14 protein-coding genes are annotated in these 17,821 nt (G+C 63.4%); 7 read left to right on the forward strand and 7 right to left on the reverse strand.

What is annotated here, in order from left to right:
* The first annotated feature begins 41 nt into the window (after positions 1-41).
* From cysD to N4T19_RS05190, 4 genes are all read left to right on the forward strand, one after another.
* A complete protein-coding gene (cysD, locus tag N4T19_RS05175; protein ID WP_116923949.1) occupies positions 42-974 on the forward strand; it encodes a sulfate adenylyltransferase subunit CysD in 933 nt (310 codons plus the stop codon).
* Complete coding sequence (locus tag N4T19_RS05180; RefSeq protein WP_182341599.1) at positions 974-2,335, forward strand: sulfate adenylyltransferase subunit 1; 1,362 nt, start codon at positions 974-976, stop codon at positions 2,333-2,335. The genes cysD and N4T19_RS05180 overlap by 1 nt, the downstream gene beginning before the upstream one ends.
* 117 nt (positions 2,336-2,452) lie before the next feature.
* Positions 2,453-2,782: a ferredoxin FdxA gene (fdxA, locus tag N4T19_RS05185; RefSeq protein ID WP_021025807.1), complete on the forward strand. Its 330-nt coding sequence runs from the start codon at positions 2,453-2,455 to the stop codon at positions 2,780-2,782.
* A 63-nt stretch (positions 2,783-2,845) separates the two neighbouring features.
* Positions 2,846-3,238 carry an antibiotic biosynthesis monooxygenase family protein gene (locus tag N4T19_RS05190; protein ID WP_232539351.1) on the forward strand — a complete coding sequence of 131 codons (393 nt, stop codon included), beginning with the start codon at positions 2,846-2,848 and terminating at the stop codon, positions 3,236-3,238.
* Positions 3,239-3,303: 65 nt separating this feature from the next.
* Here N4T19_RS05190 and N4T19_RS05195 read toward each other — a convergent pair whose 3' ends face one another.
* Both N4T19_RS05195 and N4T19_RS05200 read right to left on the reverse strand, forming a co-directional pair.
* Positions 3,304-3,972, reverse strand: coding sequence for a pyridoxamine 5'-phosphate oxidase family protein (locus tag N4T19_RS05195; RefSeq protein WP_313900083.1), 669 nt, complete (start codon positions 3,970-3,972; stop codon positions 3,304-3,306).
* A 68-nt stretch (positions 3,973-4,040) separates the two neighbouring features.
* Entirely contained in the window at positions 4,041-5,945 is a 1,905-nt protein-coding gene (locus N4T19_RS05200; RefSeq protein ID WP_260719618.1) for a propionate--CoA ligase, read from the reverse strand.
* 254 nt (positions 5,946-6,199) lie between these two features.
* On the opposite strand from N4T19_RS05200, the gene N4T19_RS05205 reads away from it, so the two are divergent.
* From N4T19_RS05205 to N4T19_RS05215, 3 genes are read left to right on the forward strand one after another with little or no spacing between them, the layout of a single operon-like run.
* A complete protein-coding gene (locus N4T19_RS05205) occupies positions 6,200-7,429 on the forward strand; it encodes a nucleoside recognition domain-containing protein (protein ID WP_116923953.1) in 1,230 nt (409 codons plus the stop codon).
* Positions 7,430-7,458: 29 nt separating this feature from the next.
* On the forward strand, positions 7,459-7,653 hold the full coding sequence (locus N4T19_RS05210) for a hypothetical protein (protein WP_232539352.1): 195 nt from the start codon (positions 7,459-7,461) through the stop codon (positions 7,651-7,653).
* On the forward strand, positions 7,626-8,108 hold the full coding sequence (locus tag N4T19_RS05215) for an HD domain-containing protein (RefSeq protein ID WP_232539353.1): 483 nt from the start codon (positions 7,626-7,628) through the stop codon (positions 8,106-8,108). Before N4T19_RS05210 ends, N4T19_RS05215 begins: the two co-directional genes overlap by 28 nt.
* Before the next feature lie 11 nt (positions 8,109-8,119).
* On the opposite strand, the gene sbcB is transcribed toward N4T19_RS05215, so the two are convergent.
* The 5 genes from sbcB to dnaE all read right to left on the reverse strand — a co-directional run bounded on the left by sbcB (position 8,120) and on the right by dnaE (position 17,637).
* Positions 8,120-9,577, reverse strand: coding sequence for an exodeoxyribonuclease I (sbcB, locus tag N4T19_RS05220; RefSeq protein WP_260719619.1), 1,458 nt, complete (start codon positions 9,575-9,577; stop codon positions 8,120-8,122).
* Between the two features lie 53 nt (positions 9,578-9,630).
* Positions 9,631-11,085 (reverse strand): cardiolipin synthase, encoded by a 1,455-nt coding sequence (gene cls / locus N4T19_RS05225; RefSeq protein WP_260719620.1) that lies wholly within the window; start codon positions 11,083-11,085, stop codon positions 9,631-9,633.
* Positions 11,086-11,197: 112 nt separating this feature from the next.
* Positions 11,198-13,540 carry an ATP-dependent Clp protease ATP-binding subunit ClpA gene (clpA, locus tag N4T19_RS05230; protein WP_260719621.1) on the reverse strand — a complete coding sequence of 781 codons (2,343 nt, stop codon included), beginning with the start codon at positions 13,538-13,540 and terminating at the stop codon, positions 11,198-11,200.
* A 63-nt stretch (positions 13,541-13,603) separates the two neighbouring features.
* Positions 13,604-13,978 carry an ATP-dependent Clp protease adapter ClpS gene (gene clpS / locus N4T19_RS05235; protein WP_021025816.1) on the reverse strand — a complete coding sequence of 125 codons (375 nt, stop codon included), beginning with the start codon at positions 13,976-13,978 and terminating at the stop codon, positions 13,604-13,606.
* Positions 13,979-14,091: 113 nt separating this feature from the next.
* Entirely contained in the window at positions 14,092-17,637 is a 3,546-nt protein-coding gene (dnaE, locus tag N4T19_RS05240) for a DNA polymerase III subunit alpha (protein ID WP_116923958.1), read from the reverse strand.
* Positions 17,638-17,821: the final 184 nt, after the last annotated feature.

A 17,821-nucleotide genomic window follows, 5' to 3' on the forward strand; every position in this document is an offset into this window, starting at 1 on the left:
CTGACCGCATGCAGCCCGCCCGACAAGAAAGTCCATCCGATATGAACGCCCGTGTTGAAACCGATGTGCTCAACCACCTGAGCAACCAGCACCTCGATGCGCTGGAAGAAGAAACCATCTTTATCCTGCGCGAAGTCGCCGCCGCCTTTGAGCGCCCTGCGCTGTTGTTTTCCGGCGGCAAGGATTCGCTGGTCATGCTCAAATGCGCCGAAAAAGCCTTTGGCGCCGGCCGCATCCCCTACCCCTTGCTGATGATCGACACCGGCCACAACTTCCCTGAAGTGACCGATTTCCGCGATCTGCGCGCCAAGGAGCTGGGTGCCGATCTGATCGTGCGCAGCGTCGAGGACTCGATGGCGCGCGGCACCGTGCGTCTGGCCCACCCGGGCGAATCGCGCAATGTGCACCAGTCGGTGACCTTGCTCGAAGCGATCGAGGAGTTCCGCTTTGACGCCCTCATTGGCGGCGCCCGCCGTGACGAAGAAAAGGCCCGCGCCAAGGAACGCATCTTCAGCCACCGCGACAGCTTTGGCCAGTGGCAGCCCAAGGCCCAGCGCCCCGAACTTTGGACCCTGTTCAACACCCGCCTGGCTCCGGGCGAGCATTTCCGCGTGTTCCCGATCAGCAACTGGACCGAGCTCGATGTCTGGCAGTACATTGCCCGCGAAAACATAGCGCTGCCTAGCCTCTACTACGCCCACCAGCGCGATGTGGTCGAGCGCAAGGGCCTGCTCGTGCCCATCACGCCGCTCACCCCCGCCCGCGACGGCGAAACGGTCGAGAGCCGCACCGTGCGCTTTCGCACCGTCGGTGACATCACCTGCACCTGCCCGGTGAGCAGCGATGCCGCCTCGGCCGACGACATCGTGCTGGAGACGCTGGCCGCCGATGTGAGCGAGCGAGGTGCTACCCGCATGGACGACAAGACCAGCGATGCCTCGATGGAAAAGCGCAAGAAAGACGGATACTTCTGATGACTACCGATACCCTGACCGCCGTGCGCACCCCTGCCCAAGACCACCTGCACACCGCATCGGCGCTGCGTTTCATCACCTGCGGCTCCGTCGATGATGGCAAATCCACCTTGATCGGCCGCCTGCTGGTCGACAGCAAATCGGTGCTGCAAGACCAGCTCGCCGGCGTGCAGCGCAGCGGCGAGACCGACCTGGCCCTGCTCACCGATGGGCTGTCCGCCGAGCGCGAGCAAGGCATCACCATCGATGTGGCCTACCGCTACTTCGCCACCGAAACGCGCAAGTTCATCATTGGAGATGCGCCTGGCCACGAGCAGTACACCCGCAACATGGTGACCGCGGCATCGAGCGCCGACGCCGCCGTGGTGCTGGTCGATGCCACCAAGCTGGACTGGCAAAACCCGCAGCTCGCGCTGCTGCCCCAGACCCGCCGCCACAGCCTGCTGGCCCATCTGCTGCGCGTGCACTCGCTGGTGTTTGCGGTCAACAAGCTCGACGCGGTGGCCGACCCGGCGCTGGCCTTTGCCAATATCCGCAATGCGCTGGCCGCCTTCGCCCAGGCGGCCGGCATCACCGTGGCAGCCACTATTCCCGTCTCGGCCCTGAAGGGCTGGAACGTGGTGACCGCGCACCCCGACTGGGCCGGCTACCAGGGCCCGAGCCTGCTGGAGCTGCTCGAGACGCTGCCGACCACGCCGGCTGATGCCGGTCAACCGCTGGCGTTTTCGGTGCAGTGGGTGGAGAAGTTCTCCGCCTCGGCCGACACTCACCAGGGCCGCCGCATTTTCTGGGGCCGTGTGGGCACTGGCGATGTCGCGCCCGGCACTGCGGTGCAGATTCTGCCCAGCGGCCAGCGCGCCAGCGTGGCCCAAGTGCTGGACCACACCCGCAAGCCCATCGCACGCGGCGCAGGCCAGAGCGCCGGCATCGTGCTGGACCGCGAGGTCGATGTCTCGCGCGGCGACTGGATCATTGCGGCCCCGGCACCGGCTGCGACGATTGCCGCCGACGATGACTTTGACACCCCCGCCGAGCAGCCTGCCTGGCCCGTAACGCGCGAGATCACGGCCACCATCGCCTGGATGGACAACGAACCCCTGCTGGCCGGCCGCGTGTACTGGGCGCTGCATGGCCGCCGCTGGATCAAGGCCAAGGTGCGCAAGGTGCTCAACCGCCTGGATATCAACAACTTGGAGCGCCAGGCTGCTGAGCAGCTCGAACCCAATGCCATTGGCCGGGTGGAGATCAGCCTGCAAGAAGCGATTCCGGCAGCGGCCTTTGTGCGCTCGCGTGAGCTGGGCTCCTTGATCCTCGTGGACACGGCCTCCAACAGCACGGCCGCTGCGGTACTGGTGGAGTAAAGCCAGCAGTCCCGCAGTTAAAAACCACGTTATTCGGAGGTCGGCTAGGTGCTTGTGCACAAAAACCGTAAAATCCTCCGCTGTTTGTTTGTCTGAATCACTGGCGAAAACCATTCCATGACCCACGTCGTCACCGAAAACTGCATCAAGTGCAAATACACCGATTGTGTGGACGTCTGCCCTGTTGACTGCTTCCGCGAAGGCCCGAACTTCCTGACCATCGATCCGGACGAATGCATCGACTGCGCCGTCTGCATCCCCGAGTGCCCTGCCAACGCCATCTACGCCGAGGAAGATGTGCCCGCAGACCAGCTGGCCTTCATCAAGCTCAATGCCGAGCTGGCACTGGCCGATGGCTGGAAGAGCATCACCAAGCGCAAGGCGCCGATGGAAGGTGCCGACGAGGCCAACGGCCAGCCCGATAAGCTCAAGGACTTGATCCGCTGAGCCAGCTAATGCAGGGATTCCAGGCTGTGATGCCCGCACCCTGAACCCGCCAAGCCAGCCTCCATGCTGGCTTTTTTGTTGTTCGCGCCCCCCCAGACCACCGCCATGCACAGCGCCACCTTTGCCAACACTCCCCAGCCCCCGTACTACGCTGTCATCTTCACCTCGCAGCGCACCAACAGCGAGGGCCAGCCCTATGCCCACATGGCCGATGCAATGGTGGCGCTTGCCGAGCAGCAACCTGGCTTTTTGGGCGCTGAGAGCACCCGGGGCAGCGACGGCCTGGGCATTACCGTGTCGTACTGGCAGACCGAGGACGACATCCGCCGCTGGAAGGCCCAGAGCGACCACCTGGTTGCCCAGCGCATGGGCGCCGAGCGCTGGTGTGCGCATTACCAGGTGCGGGTGGCGAAGGTGGAGCGGGCCTATGGCATGCAGCACGCCAGCGCAGCCTGAACGAGGCATGCCCTGCGCCATGGGCCATGGTGCAGGGCATGCAGTTGGAGCCGATGGCCCGAGATTTACAGCTTGATCTCGCGGTGCTCGCCCATGCCATCGGGTCGTTCACCGGTCACCGCTGATTTGGCCATCTTGAACAGCTGCACTAGCTTGTTTTCTTTCACATCCCAGTATTCGGCAAAATCAACCCGCGCCACCAGGATCTGCAAATTGGGGTCGGACGGGCCATCGGGAAACCATGCTTTGGCCATCGGGCTGAACAACTGCTCTTTCAGCGCCAGATCGTCACTGATGGACCCCGTTGCCGATACGGAAACATAGCTGTCCTTATTGGGATCGGCGTACGACACGTTAATGGCGCTGGAGGTGCTTAGGCACCGGGACAAATCGGAATCCCTACCCAACAAGAAATACAGATTTTTATCCTCGTTCATGCCCTCTTTGTTGGCCGTGGTCATCGGCGCGGCATGCAAGCTGCCATGTTCATGCTGGTGCGTGATCATCGCAAAGCGAATGTCCTTGATCAGTTCCCACAATTTTTCACGCGGATTTTCTTGGGCCATAGCGCAACTCCTGTCAAATTGGAAAATTTCACTGTATCGACGGGTCAGCGCATCCCATGTAAGGCAAATACCCTCCATCAGATCGGCGCTTGCAGGGTCTGCCTGTGCTGGCTTGGCGCGCCAGCTGTAATCCGGGCTGGAGGGTAAGCGTTGATTCAATGCGTCCACAACCCCATGGGATGCGTGCCCAGACAGCCTCCAAGGAGCGCGCAAGGCGCTCTTGCTGGAGACTCGCCTTAGCGCTCAGCCGCCGCCATCGCCGCCACCACCTGCTGCAGCGCTGCCGGGTCTTCCATCGTTGATAGGTCGCCCGTGTCGCGCTTCTCGGCCACCGCCTGCAGCGCGCGGCGCAACAGTTTGCCGCTGCGCGTCTTGGGCAAGGTGGCGACAAAGTAGACGCGCGCTGGCCGCGCGACGGCACCGAGCTGGGCATCGACATGGTTGCAGACGGATTTTTCCAGCGCGCTGCAGGCGGCGCTGTCGCCCGCCACCGCATTGCTGCGCGGCACGGCAAAGGCCAGCGCGACCTGGCCTTTCAAGGCATCGGCCACACCGACAACGGCAACTTCTGCAATATCGGGGTGGCCGGAGATGCTCTCTTCGATCTCGCGTGTGCCCAGGCGGTGCCCGGCGACATTGATCACATCATCGGTGCGGCCCAGGATGAAGTAGTAACCGTCCTTGTCACGCACACCCCAATCAAAGGTGCTGTAGACCAGGCGGCCTGGAATGCTCTTCCAGTAGGTGTTGACAAAGCGCTGGTCATCGCGCCATACCGTCATCAGGCAGCCAGGGGGCAAGGGGCCTTCGATGGCAATCACGCCCTTTTGCATCGGCAGGGCCAGCTCGGCGCCGGTCTCGCCATCGATCAGCTTGATGTGGTAGCCAAACACGGCCTTGCCCGGGCTGCCAAAGCGCGATGGCTGGGGCTCGACGCCGTTGCACAGCGTGAGGATCGGCCAGCCAGTCTCGGTCTGCCAGTAGTTGTCAATGATGGGGCGCCCAATGGCGCCGCTGATCCAGCTGGCTGTGGGCTCATCGAGCGGCTCGCCGGCCAGCCACAGCGCCTGCAGGCTGCTCAGGTCGTACTTGCTGAGGTACTCCGGGTCCTGCTTTTTGAGCACACGGATCGCGGTGGGCGCCGAGAACATGTGCGTGACCTTGTATTTCTCGACCAGGCTCCACCAGATGCCCGGGTCCGGGCGCAGCGGCACACCTTCGTACATGAGGGTGGCCATGCCGCCGATGAGCGGCGCATAGATGATGTAGCTGTGACCCACGACCCAGCCGATATCGCTGGTGCAAAAAAAGGTCTGGCCGGGCTTTGCATCAAAGATCGCCGGCAGGCTGGCGGCCAGCGCCACCGTGTAGCCTCCGGTATCGCGCTGCACGCCCTTGGGCTTGCCGGTGGTGCCGCTGGTGTAGAGCGTGTAGCTGGGGTGGGTGGCCTCCACCCATTCGCAGGGCACCTGGGCATCCAGGTGCTGGGCACGCAGATCGGCCCAGCGGTGGTCGCGGCCAGCGACCCACTGCATGGGAGCCAGGCCCCGGTCCACCATCAGCACCGCTTGCGGCTTGTGGCGGGCCAGCGCAATGGCCTCATCCAGCAAGGGCTTGTAGGGCACGACTTTGCCGGCGCGCGAGCCGGCATCGGCGCTGATGATGACCGTGGGCTGGGCATCGTCAATGCGGGTGGCGAGCGAGCCCGAGGCAAAGCCGCCAAACACCACCGAATGGATGGCACCGATGCGCACGCTGGCCAGCATCGCGATGGCGGCCTCGGCAATCATCGGCATGTAGATCTGCACCCGGTCGCCCTTTTTGACGCCCAGCGCCAGCAGCGCTGCGGCCATGCGCTGCACTTCGCGGTGCAACTCGGCATAGCTGTAGCTGCGCTCGGTATTCGTCTCGGTCGATACCGCGATCAGCGCGGCCTGGTCGCCGCGCTCGGCCACATGGCGGTCGATGGCGTTGTGGCAGAGGTTGGTCTGGCCGCCGACAAACCAGCGCGCAAATGGCGGGTTGCTGTAGTCACAGATCTGCTGGGGCGGCACATGCCAGTCGATGCGCTGCGCCTGCTCGGCCCAGAAGGCATCGCGGTCGTGGATCGAGCGGGCGTAAAAGTCGGCAAAACGGCTCATCGAAGTCTGTCTCCATCTTTTGTTGTGCAGCCATTATTTCCCTTTGCCTTGCATCGCGCTGACAAACGGGTGCGGGCTGCAGCCCGCATGCCTGTGGTTTTCCCGCATAAGCGCGGGGTGCCCAGAGAGGCTTTTGCAGCACCTGGCCCAGTTTCCGCATGGGCCAGCGCCGGGCAGGCTGCGGCATCGCGCACAATCAGCGGCATGGCGCACCGCCCCGGTGCTGCGGCGCGCCGGATGACGAAGGATGTCCCATGCTCAATGGCTTGTGGCTGGGTTTTTTTGTGGTGGCGGCCTTGGCCGCGTTCGCGCAGTGGCTGGTGGGCGGCAATGCGCAGATTTTTGGCGACATGGTGCAGGCGCTGTTTGCCATGGCCAAGCTCTCGGTCGAGGTGATGGTGCTGCTGTTTGGCACGCTCACGCTGTGGCTGGGCTTTTTGAAGATTGCGGAAAAGGCCGGCCTGGTCGATATGCTGGCCCGCTGGCTTGCGCCGTTGTTTGCCCGGCTGATGCCCGATGTGCCGCGCGGCCACCCGGCGCTGGGCCTGATGACGCTGAACTTTGCTGCCAACGCGCTGGGGCTGGACAACGCAGCCACCCCCATTGGCCTTAAGGCCATGCGCGCGCTGCAAGAGATCAACCCCTCGCCCACGGCCGCCAGCAATGCGCAGATTCTGTTTCTGGTGCTCAATGCCTCGTCGCTGACCCTGCTGCCAGTGACCATCTTCATGTACCGCATGCAGCAAGGCGCGCCCGACCCAACTCTGGTGTTTCTGCCGATCTTGCTGGCCACCTCGGTCTCGACGCTGGTCGGCCTGGTGTCGGTGGCCATCGTGCAGCGCCTGCCGCTGTGGCACCCGGTGGTGCTGGCCTATCTGCTGCCGGTCGGCCTGGTGCTGGCCGGATTCATGGCCTTTTTGGCGACCTTGACGTCCACGGCCATGGCGCAGGTGTCTTCCCTCTTGGGCAACCTCACCTTGTTTGGCCTGGTGGTACTGTTTGTCGTGGTGGGCGCGTTGCGCAAGGTGCCCGTGTACGAGAGCTTTATCGAAGGCGCCAAGGAAGGCTTTGATGTCGCCAAGGGCCTGCTTCCCTACCTGGTGGCCATGCTCTGCGCCGTGGGGCTCTTTCGCGCCTCGGGCGCGCTGGGCTATGCGCTCGACGGCATCCGCTGGCTGGTGGATCTGAGCGGTATGGACACGCGCTTTGTCGATGCGCTGCCTACTGCCCTGGTCAAGCCCTTCTCGGGCAGCGCCGCGCGCGCGATGCTGATCGAAACCATGCAAAGCCATGGCGTGGACAGCTTCCCGGCGCTGGCCGCTGCCATCATCCAGGGCAGCACCGAGACCACGTTCTATGTGCTGGCGGTGTACTTTGGCGCGGTCGGCATCCAGCGCGCGCGCCATGCGGTGCCCTGCGCGCTGCTGGCTGAGTTCTCGGGCGTGGTGGCCGCCATTGTGGTCTGCTACCAGTTCTTTGGTTGATTACAGACGAGACGTCTTCAAGAGTTGCCATGACCAACAGCAGCGCAGAAGCCCAGATCTTCAGCGCCGCTTGGGAACGGGCCTGGCAGGATCTGGGCCTGACCCCTGCGCCCAACGCCTTGCCCCAGCTGCTGGCAGCGCATGCCGGGCCGGATCGCCATTACCACGGCCTGCAGCATATTGCCGAATGTCTGCAATGGCTCGAGCAGCTGCCCCGCAGATAGCGCAGCCGGCAGAGCTGGCACTGGCCCTGTGCTTTCACGACGCGATTTATGACCCGCAGGCCAAGGACAATGAACGGCGCAGTGCCAACTGGGCGCAAGCGGTGATGCAGGCAGCCGGGGCCGCGCCCGATGCCTTGCAGCGGGTGGATGCACTGGTCATGGCCACCTGCCATTTCCAGCCCGCGCAAGCGCCGCTGCCGGCAGACAGCGCCTGGATGCTCGATATAGATCTGTCTATCCTGGGCGCGCCAGGCGCGCGTTTTGCGCAGTACCAGGCGCAGATCCAGGCCGAATATGCCTGGGTGCCCGCTGCCGACTATGCGCTGCGCCGCCAGTCGGTGCTGCGCGGCTTTTTGCAGCGCCCGGCGATTTACCAGACGGCGACCATGCGGGCCCGGCTGGAGGCGCAGGCGCGCCAGAACCTGGAGCAGGCCCTGGCGCTGGCGATAGCCTGATTCAATGCCGCTCAGGCATCGGGCATGATCGCATCGGCCCAGTCGTAGAGTGCGCCCAGAAGCTCTTCGGCGCGCTCATCGGCCGTCTCCGACAGCTGGTCGATTTCGGCAAACATCTGCTCGGCCGTGCGCGCGCCGCCCAAGCCCTCTTGCAAAAAGGCCACGCGCAGCTCCAGCCAGCGCTGCTGCTCCTCTGGGTTGAGCGAATCGGGAAAGTTGCGCGCCCGGTAGCGGAACAGCAGCTCATGCAGTCGTTCATCGTCAAAACCGGGCTTGGCAACGGCCAGCTCCTGCGGGTGCATGGTCGTCAGCTGGGTCAGGCGCCGGCGGTCGGCCTGGCCGATAAAGCCGCTGTACAAATCCTGGTCCACATCCACACCCTCGAGCGGTGGGCGGTCAAACACGGCAGCCCAGGTGGCGCTCATATCGGGCAGATCGCGGGCAATCGCGGCATGGCGCAGGGCCTGGTCCATGTCGATCTGCCAGCGGGCGGCCTGCTCGGCGCTGAGCGTACGCAGGCTGCTGACGACCATCGGCGATTTGTTCAGGTGCACCGTCTTGATCGGCAGGCGCGTCACGCCTTCGGGCAGATCAGCAGCTGCGCTGAACATGCGCAGGCGCATCTCGTCGACCGACAGCTCAGCGAGGTGGCTGGGGTCCTGGGCCAGATCCCAGGCGATGACCTCGTTCTTGTTGGTCGGGTGCTGGGCCAGCGGCCAGACCACGGCAATGCAGCCGCGCTCGACCCCGTACATGCCCGAGACATGCAAAAAAGGCCGGGCATTGGCGGAGGTGGCTGGCAGGGCCAGCTCCTGCATCACACGGTCCTTCTTGTGCAGACCCAGCGCAAAATCAAACAGGCGCGGCTGCAGGCGCTTGATGAGGCGCGCCAGGCCGATGGTGGCGCGCACATCGCTCAGTGCATCGTGCGCCGATTCATGCAGGATGCCGTTGGCGCGGGCCAGGTCTTCGAGCTTGAAGCTGACCGAGCCATCATCTTTTTGGGGCCACTGGATGCCTTCGGGGCGCAGCGCATAGACCATGCGCACGACATCGAGCAGATCCCAGCGGCCGCAGCCGTTTTGCCATTCGCGGGCATAGGGGTCGCGCAGGTTGCGCCACAGCATGTAGCGCGTCACCTCGTCATCAAAACGGATAGTGTTGTAGCCCACGCCAATGGTGCCCGGGCGGCCCAGCTCGCCCTCTACAGCCGCGGCAAACTGGTACTCGGGTACGCCCTGCTCCAGGCAGTGCTGGGGCGTGAGGCCGGTGATCAGGCTCGCCTGCGGGCTGGGCAGGTAGTCAAGCGCAGGCTGGCAGTACAGCATGACCGGCTCGCCGATCTCGTTGAGGTCCATGTCCGTGCGGATGCCGGCAAACTGTGCGGGCCGGTCACGGCGCGGCACGGCACCAAAGGTTTCGTAGTCATGCCAGAAAAAGCTGGCGGAGGCGGACGAGAAGTTCTGCATGCCCGCTAGTATGCCTGCTCCGGTCACTGCCGCAGAGCAACGTGGGCCCGCAACTACAGAAGCGGCGAGAACAGGCGCGCGATCGAATCACCCAGCCGGGGCAAAAAGCGCTGCTTGCGGCGCGAAGCCACCTGCTTGGAACGCATCAGATCGGTGTTGAACTGGTCCTGCAGCCGGGCGTTCAGCTCCGGCCCGTAGCCAATCGCACACACCTCGTAGTTCAGGCGAAAACTTCGGTTGTCAAAGTTGGCCGTGCCGATGATGGTCAGGTTGTCATCGACCACCAAGGTCTTGGAGTGCAGCATGCGCGCGCTGTATTCGTAGACCTTGGCGCCGGCGCTGATCAGCTCCTCGTAGTACGAGCGGGCAGCGGCCGTCACAAAGATGGAGTCCGATTTCTCCGGCACCAGCAGCCGCACATCGACGCCGCGCAGCGCGGCGCTGGTCAGCGCATACATGGCCGGCTCGGTTGGCACAAAGTAAGGCGTGGTCAGCCAGACCCGCACGGTGGCTGACTGGATGGCGGCCACATGGGCGCGGTGGATGGGCTCGGTCGGGTTGTCCGGGCCTGAGCTCACCAGCTGCATCGCGTGGCGGCCATCGGGCATATCGGGCAGCAGCAAGTCCAGGTTGGCAGGCATGTCCTGGGGCGACTTTTCCAGCGCATAGGCCCAGTCTTCCAAGAAGGTGGTCTGCAGCCAGGTGACGATGGGCCCCGCCATGCGCAGGTGCACATCGTGGTAGGCGTTGGTGTTGACGCGGCGGTCTTCTTCGTCGGTGATATTGACGCCGCCGGTAAAGCCGATCTGGCCATCTACCACCAGGATCTTGCGGTGGCTGCGGAAGTTGATTACCGGGCGCAGACGCCTGCCGATGCGAGTGGGGTGGAACACCGCAAACTCGCCGCCCGCTGCCAGCAAGGGCGCGATGAACTTGCGGTTGACGCGCTTGGAGCCCAGCGCATCGACCAGCATGCGCACCTTGATCCCCGCTTTGGCCCGCTCGACCAGCGCATCGCGCAGGCGCGTGCCGGTCTGGTCGGGCTCGAAAATATAGTATTCCAGATGCACATGGTGGCGGGCCTGTGCGACGTCTTCCAGAATGCGGTCAAAGGTGGCCGCGCCGCCGCTGAGCAACTCCACACTTTCGGCCGAGGTGATCGGGAAGCCGCAGGTGGCCTCGACCAGCTTGACCATCTCGCGCAGCTGGGCCGGGGCCTCGGGCTGGCCGTCGCGGATGCGGCGCGTGGTCTCGCGCACATGGTTTTTGTTGCGGGCGCGCAGGCGTTTGATGCGCTGGCGCTTCATGCGCTGCGGGCCGATGAAGTAGTAGACGATCAGCCCCACCACGGGCAAGGAGCCCATGGACAGCAGCCAGCCCAAGGTGGCCACCGGCGCGCGGCGCTGCATCAGAATCCAGATACCCACCACCCCGAGGTAAATCGGCCAGATCACGGACAGCACCGCGAAGATATTTTCCTTGGTCAGATACGGAGAGAGGGACGCCACAGCAGCGCGCTCCTGTTGAGGGGACTGCCCAGTGTAGCCTGCCACCGTGACAGCCCGGCGCAAAAAAACAGCCGCATGGAGCGGCTGTTTTTGTCCTCAAGGCGCAGGGGCCTCAATCGGCGGCGACTTCCTCTTCAGGCTCGGCCGGCTCTTGCTTGGCGCGCTCCTTCTTGGGCAGCGGCTGGATGTCGAGCATCACCTCGGGCTTGTCGGCGTTGCTGTCGTCCCAGTCGACGCTCAGGCGCCCGCCATCGGTCAGGCGGCCAAACAGCAGCTCGTCGGCCAGCGACCGGCGGATCGTGTCCTGGATCAGGCGCTGCATCGGCCGCGCACCCATCAGCGGATCGAAGCCGGTCTTGGCCAGGTGCTTGCGCAGCTTGTCGCTGAACGTGACCTCGACCTTCTTCTCGGCCAGTTGCTGCTCGAGCTGGAGCAGGAACTTGTCGACCACACGCAGAATGACCTGTTCGTCGAGCGGCTTGAAGCTGACGATGGCATCCAGCCGGTTGCGGAACTCGGGCGTGAACAGGCGCTTGATGTCGCCCATCTCGTCGCCCGCCGCACGCGGGTTGGTAAAGCCAATGACGGCCTTGTTCATCGTCTCGGCACCCGCATTGGTGGTCATGATGATGATCACATTGCGGAAGTCGGCCTTGCGTCCGTTGTTATCGGTCAAGGTGCCGTGGTCCATCACCTGCAGCAGCACATTGAAGATATCCGGATGCGCCTTCTCGATTTCGTCGAGCAGCAGCACCGCATGGGGCTTCTTGGTCACGGCCTCGGTCAGCAGGCCGCCCTGGTCGAAACCGACATAGCCCGGAGGCGCACCGATCAGGCGCGAAACCGCATGGCGCTCCATGTACTCGGACATGTCAAAGCGGATCAGGTCGATGCCCAGGATGTAGGCCAGCTGCTTGGCCGCTTCGGTCTTGCCCACACCGGTGGGGCCCGAGAACAGGAACGAACCAATCGGTTTGTCGACCTTGCCCAGGCCAGAGCGCGCCATCTTGACGGCCGAGGACAACACTTCGAGCGCCTTGTCCTGGCCAAAGACCACGCTCCGCAGGTCACGCTCCAGGGTCTGCAGCTTGCCGCGGTCGTCATTGCTGACGTTGGCCGGCGGAATGCGGGCGATCTTGGCGACGATCTCTTCGATCTCGGTCTTGCCGATGGTTTTCTTGCGCTTCGAGGGCGCCAGAATGCGCTGCGCGGCACCAGCCTCATCGATCACATCGATCGCCTTGTCGGGCAGATGGCGGTCATTGATGAACTTGGCCGACAGCTCAGCGGCTGCCTGCAAAGCGGCCACCGCGTACTTGACGTTGTGGTGCTCTTCAAAGCGCGACTTCAGGCCCTTCAGAATATCGATGGTTTCGGGCACGGTCGGCTCGACCACATCGACCTTCTGGAAGCGGCGCGACAATGCTGCATCTTTTTCGAAGATGCCGCGGTACTCGGTGAACGTGGTTGCGCCAATGCACTTGAGCTGGCCGCTCGACAGCGCCGGCTTGAGCAGGTTGGACGCATCCAGCGTGCCGCCCGAGGCCGCACCGGCACCGATCAGGGTGTGGATCTCGTCAATGAACAAGATCGCATGGGGCTTGTCCTTCAAGGCCTTGAGCACGCCTTTCAGACGCTGCTCAAAATCACCGCGGTACTTGGTGCCCGCCAACAGCGAGCCCATGTCCAGCGAGTAGACGGTGGCCTCGGCCAGCACCTCGGGCACATCTTCTTGCGTGATGCGCCATGCCAGGCCCTCGGCAATCGCCGTCTTGCCCACGCCGGCCTCCCCCACCAGCAGCGGGTTGTTCTTGCGGCGGCGGCACAGGATCTGGATCGTGCGCTCGACCTCGTACTGGCGGCCGATCAGCGGATCGATCTTGCCATCCTTGGCCTGCTGGTTCAGGTTGACGGTGAACTGCTCCAGCGGCGAGGCCTTTTCAGCGCGCTCGGCGTTGTTGCTGCCCACCTCTTCCGCATCCGAGCTGGACTCGGACTTGGGCAGCTCGGGCGTGTCGTTCTTCTTGATGCCATGGGCGATGTAGTTGACCACATCGAGGCGCGTGACGCCCTGCTGGTGCAGGTAGTACACGGCATGCGAGTCCTTTTCGCCAAAAATGGCCACCAGCACATTGGCGCCGGTCACTTCCTTCTTGCCATTGCCGGTGCTTTGCACATGCATGATGGCGCGCTGGATCACGCGCTGGAAACCCAAGGTAGGCTGGGTGTCCACTTCGTCTTCACCGGCCACCTGCGGGGCATTGTCCTTGATGAAATTGGTCAGCGACGCGCGCAGATCGTCGATATTGGCAGAGCATGCGCGCAACACCTCGGAAGCACTCGGGTTGTCCAGCAAGGCCAGCAGCAAATGCTCCACGGTGATGAATTCATGGCGCTGCTGCCTGGCTTCGACAAAAGCCATGTGCAAGCTGACTTCCAGTTCCTGAGCAATCATTTGAAACTCCTTTATTGCTTGCCAAATACACTCAACTTGCTTCTAGATGAGGACCAGATTCCGTTATTCAACAGGCTCCGATACGGCTTGAAGCGGGTGACCCGCTCCGTTGGCGGCATCCATCACCTGCGCCACCTTGGTTTCGGCGATTTCATGCGAGTACACCCCGCAGACACCTTTCCCATCCAGGTGGATCTTCAGCATGATCTGCGTGGCCGCCTCCCGGCTCTTGCCAAAAAAATGCTGCAGTACCTCAATCACAAACTCCATCGGCGTGAAATCATCGTTGAGCATGACCACCTGGTACATCTTCGGTGGCTCCACCCGCTGGGCGATGCGCTCGACCACCAGCGCCCCGCCGCCGTCCTCCGGGGGCTGGGGCGTTGCAGGCAGATTCGGCGAGGGAGGAACAACAGGTTTCGTGGCCATTGAGATCATTCTATAAGGCTAAATTTCCACATGGACAAAGATGGTGATGCTTTTATGAACTTCAATACGGCGGCACCAGCAACCGCTGGTCCAGCCGTTTTTCAGCCCGGGCACAATTGCTCTTAGGCCATGCTTTCGTAAACGATTTTGATGGCTTCGTGGCCCGCTTCCTGGGACCAGGCCGCCATGGCCTGGTCGCTGGGGAAAAAGCGTGCGGCGTCGCCCAGGTTGAGTTCCACCCCGGCCCGCGCCTGGCCCTGGCCGCAGACGACGCCCAGGCGAATCTTGAGGCCGTGGCGCAGCACGCCCTCGTCGGTGTGCTCCTCGACAGCGGGAAACTCCTGAATCAGCCGCGCAACATCGGGCTGGTGGCGGTCGGTGTTGACCAGCAGATAGCGGCCAAAACGGGCACGCGCATCGGCCAGGCCCCAGACATGCTGCGCCTTGGCGCGCAGCCCGCCGCTGAAGTGGTCCTGCCCGATACGGGCGCTCAGAATGACGAATTCATCGTCCTTGAGCTGCTCCTTGTGGCGGTTCCAGGTGGCCTCATCCAGCGATCCCTCGATGACACCGGACTTGTCGTCGATCTTGAACAGCACCAGCTTGCCGCGCTGGCCGTTGATGACGCGCATGTCGCTGATGATGCCCGCCACCGTCTGGGGCTCGCGGCTGTCCTTGAGCTGGGAGATGGGGGTGCGCACAAACTGGCGCACCTCCAGCTCCACCTCGTCAAACAAATGGCCCGAGAGGTAGAAACCGATGGCGGTCTTCTCCTGCACCAGGCGCTCCTTGATGCCCCAGGGCAGCACATCGGCCAGTGGCGGCTCCTGCGTGCTCGAGCCCACGGCGTCATCGCCCATCATGTCAAACAGGCCGCCCTGGTTGGCGTTGGCATGGGTGGTGGCGGCAAATTCAAAGGCTACGTCGACCGATTCGATCAGCGCGCGGCGGTTGAGCTGGATGCTGTCAAAGGCACCGCCCTTGATCAGCGCCTCGACCGTGCGCTTGTTGAGCTTGCTGCGGTCCACGCGCAGGCAGAAGTCGAACAGGCTCTTGAACGGGCCCTTGGTATCGCCCTGCGGCCCTGTGCCCTTACCTTCGCGCGCAGCCACAATGGCCTCGATGGCGGCCTGGCCAGTGCCCTTGATGGCGCCCAGCCCATAGCGGATCACCTTGTCGGTCACCGGCTCGAAGCGGTGGTGGCCCCGGTTCACATCGGGCATCTCAAAGGTCACGCCCATTTTCAGCGCGTCCTCGTACAGCACCTTGAGCTTGTCGGTGTTGTCCATTTCCACGGTCATATTGCCGCAGTAGAACTCGGCCGTGTAGTGCACCTTGAGCCAGCCGGTATGGTAGGCCAGCAGCGAGTAGGCCGCGGCGTGCGACTTGTTGAAGCCGTAGCCGGCAAACTTCTCCATCAAATCGAACACTTCGTCGGCCTTGGCCTCGTCGATGCCGATCTTGGAGGCCCCTTCGCGGAAGGTGGCGCGGTGCTGCACCATCTCCTCGACCTTTTTCTTGCCCATCGCGCGGCGCAGCAAGTCGGCGCCGCCCAGGCTGTAGCCGCCCAGCACCTGGGCGGTCTGCATCACCTGCTCCTGGTAGACCATGATGCCGTAGGTCTCGGACAGCACCTTCTCGACCAGCGGATGCGGGTACTCCACCACTTCCTTGCCGTGCTTGCGCGCCACAAAGCTGGGGATCAGGTCCATCGGGCCCGGCCGGTAGAGCGCGTTCAGCGCGATCAGGTCTTCCAGGCGGCTGGGCTTGGCTTCCTTGAGCATCTGCTGCATGCCGCGCGATTCAAACTGGAACACGGCTTCGGTCTTGCCGGCCGAAAAGAGCTGGTAGGTGCGGGCGTCGTCGAGCGGAATCTCTTCGAACTTGAAGTTCTCCTGCCCCTTGTGGCGCTTGATGATGAATTCGCGCGCGATCTCCAGAATCGTCAAGGTCGCCAGGCCCAAGAAGTCGAACTTGACCAGGCCCACGGCCTCGACGTCGTCCTTGTCATACATGGCCACCGCCGAGGTGCTGCCCGGCTGCTGGTAGAGCGGGCAAAAATCGGTCAGCTTGCCCGGCGCAATCACCACGCCCCCTGCGTGCATGCCGATGTTGCGGGTCATGCCTTCGAGCTTCTGGGCCATCTCGATCAGGGTCTTGACGTCCTCTTCCTTCTCGATGCGCTCGGCCAGGATCGGCTCTTCCTTGATCGCATAGGTGTACTTGTCGCCGTCCTTCGGAGGATTGGGCGGGTACTTCAAGGTCACATGCAGGCCCGGCTTGTTTGGGATCAGCTTGGAGATGCCATCGCAAAAGCCATAGCTCATATCCAGCGCGCGGCCCACGTCGCGGATCGCCGCACGCGCGGCCATCGTGCCGAAAGTCGCAATCTGGCTCACCGCATTGCGGCCGTAGAGGTCCTTCACATAGTCGATCACCCGGTCCCGGTTGGCCTGGCAAAAGTCCACGTCAAAGTCGGGCATCGAGACGCGCTCTGGGTTCAGAAAGCGCTCGAACAGCAGGTTGTAGTGGATCGGGTCCAGATCGGTGATCTTGAGCACATAGGCCACCAGCGAGCCCGCCCCCGATCCCCGGCCCGGCCCCACCGGGCAGCCATTGTTCTTGGCCCAGTTGATAAAGTCCGCCACGATCAGGAAGTAGCCGGGAAAACCCATCTTCAAGATGATGCCCAGCTCGAACTCCAGCCGCTCGACATACTTGGCCCGCTCGGCCTCGCGCTTGGCCGCGTTGGGAAACAGCAGCTGCAGGCGCTCCTCCAGCCCGTCGAACGAGGCCTTGCGGAAATACGCGTCAATCGGCATGCCATTGGGCGTGGGGAAATCGGGCAGGAAGTACTTGCCCAGCTGCAGGGTGACGCTGCAGCGGCGGGCGATCTCGGCGGTATTGGCAATCGCGCTGGGCAGATCGGCGAACAGGGCCTCCATCTCGGCAGCAGATTTCAGGTACTGGTCGCGGGTAAAGCGCTTGACGCGCTTTTTATTGCCCAGGGTCTCGCCCTCGGCAATACAGACGCGGGCTTCGTGCGATTCAAAATCGGTAGGCTTGGTGAACTGCACCGGGTGCGTGGCCACGACTGGCAGTTTGAGATTGGCAGCCAGCGCGACCGCAGCGGCCACATGGCTTTCGTCATCGGCGCGGCCAGCGCGCTGCAGCTCGATATAGAAACGGTGCGGGAACAGCCCCGCCAGGCGCAGTGCCACGCCCCGGGCGGTCTTTTCATCCCCACGCATCAGCGCCTGGCCGACGGGGCCGGCCTGGGCGCCCGACAGCAGGATCAGGCCGTCTGACAGCTCCTCCAGCCAGGCCCAGGTGCACTGCGGCTGCGCTTTGATGGTGTCGGCCATCCAGATACGCGCCAGCAGTTCCGACAGGTTCAGGTAGCCCTGCTGGCTCTGGATCAGCACGATGATGCGCGACAGCGGCCCGCCTGCCACCTCAGGCTCCAAGGTCAGCTCGGCGCCCAGAAGGGGTTTGACACCTGCGCCGCGCCCGGCTTTGTAAAACTTGATGGCGCCAAACAGGCTGTTCAAATCGGTGAGCGCCATCGCCGGCTGGCTATCACCCGCAGCAAACTTGATCAAATCGCCCACGCGATTGGTGCTGTCGATGATGGAAAACTCGGAATGGATGCGAAGGTGTACGAACATATCCCTGCATTGTAGGAAAGCCGCAGCACCGCCGCTGCAAACCATGGCATATCCGGCGCGGAATGTTACACAGCCCTACAGGCGACAAGTCCGGCTCTGCGGCAGCGGGCTGCGCGCCGATTACAATGGCCCAGATCAGAGGGCGCGGCACGGGCTGCCCCGCTGCGTGGCGGGCTTTGCCGCC

This window comes from Comamonas squillarum (genome assembly GCF_025309455.1).
Taxonomy (GTDB): Bacteria; Pseudomonadota; Gammaproteobacteria; order Burkholderiales; family Burkholderiaceae_C; genus Comamonas; species Comamonas squillarum.

Bases quoted from the DNA above. Each gene is read 5' to 3' on its own strand.
- cysD (WP_116923949.1), top strand. From the start codon at position 42: ATGAACGCCCGTGTTGAAACCGATGTGCTCAACCACCTGAGCAACCAG.
- N4T19_RS05180 (WP_182341599.1), top strand. From the start codon at position 974: ATGACTACCGATACCCTGACCGCCGTGCGCACCCCTGCCCAAGACCAC.
- fdxA (WP_021025807.1), top strand. From the start codon at position 2,453: ATGACCCACGTCGTCACCGAAAACTGCATCAAGTGCAAATACACCGAT.
- N4T19_RS05190 (WP_232539351.1), top strand. From the start codon at position 2,846: ATGCTGGCTTTTTTGTTGTTCGCGCCCCCCCAGACCACCGCCATGCAC.
- N4T19_RS05200 (WP_260719618.1), bottom strand. From the start codon at position 5,945: ATGAGCCGTTTTGCCGACTTTTACGCCCGCTCGATCCACGACCGCGAT.
- N4T19_RS05205 (WP_116923953.1), top strand. From the start codon at position 6,200: ATGCTCAATGGCTTGTGGCTGGGTTTTTTTGTGGTGGCGGCCTTGGCC.
- N4T19_RS05210 (WP_232539352.1), top strand. From the start codon at position 7,459: ATGACCAACAGCAGCGCAGAAGCCCAGATCTTCAGCGCCGCTTGGGAA.
- N4T19_RS05215 (WP_232539353.1), top strand. From the start codon at position 7,626: ATGGCTCGAGCAGCTGCCCCGCAGATAGCGCAGCCGGCAGAGCTGGCA.
- sbcB (WP_260719619.1), bottom strand. From the start codon at position 9,577: ATGCAGAACTTCTCGTCCGCCTCCGCCAGCTTTTTCTGGCATGACTAC.
- clpA (WP_260719621.1), bottom strand. From the start codon at position 13,540: ATGATTGCTCAGGAACTGGAAGTCAGCTTGCACATGGCTTTTGTCGAA.
- clpS (WP_021025816.1), bottom strand. From the start codon at position 13,978: ATGATCTCAATGGCCACGAAACCTGTTGTTCCTCCCTCGCCGAATCTG.
- dnaE (WP_116923958.1), bottom strand. From the start codon at position 17,637: ATGTTCGTACACCTTCGCATCCATTCCGAGTTTTCCATCATCGACAGC.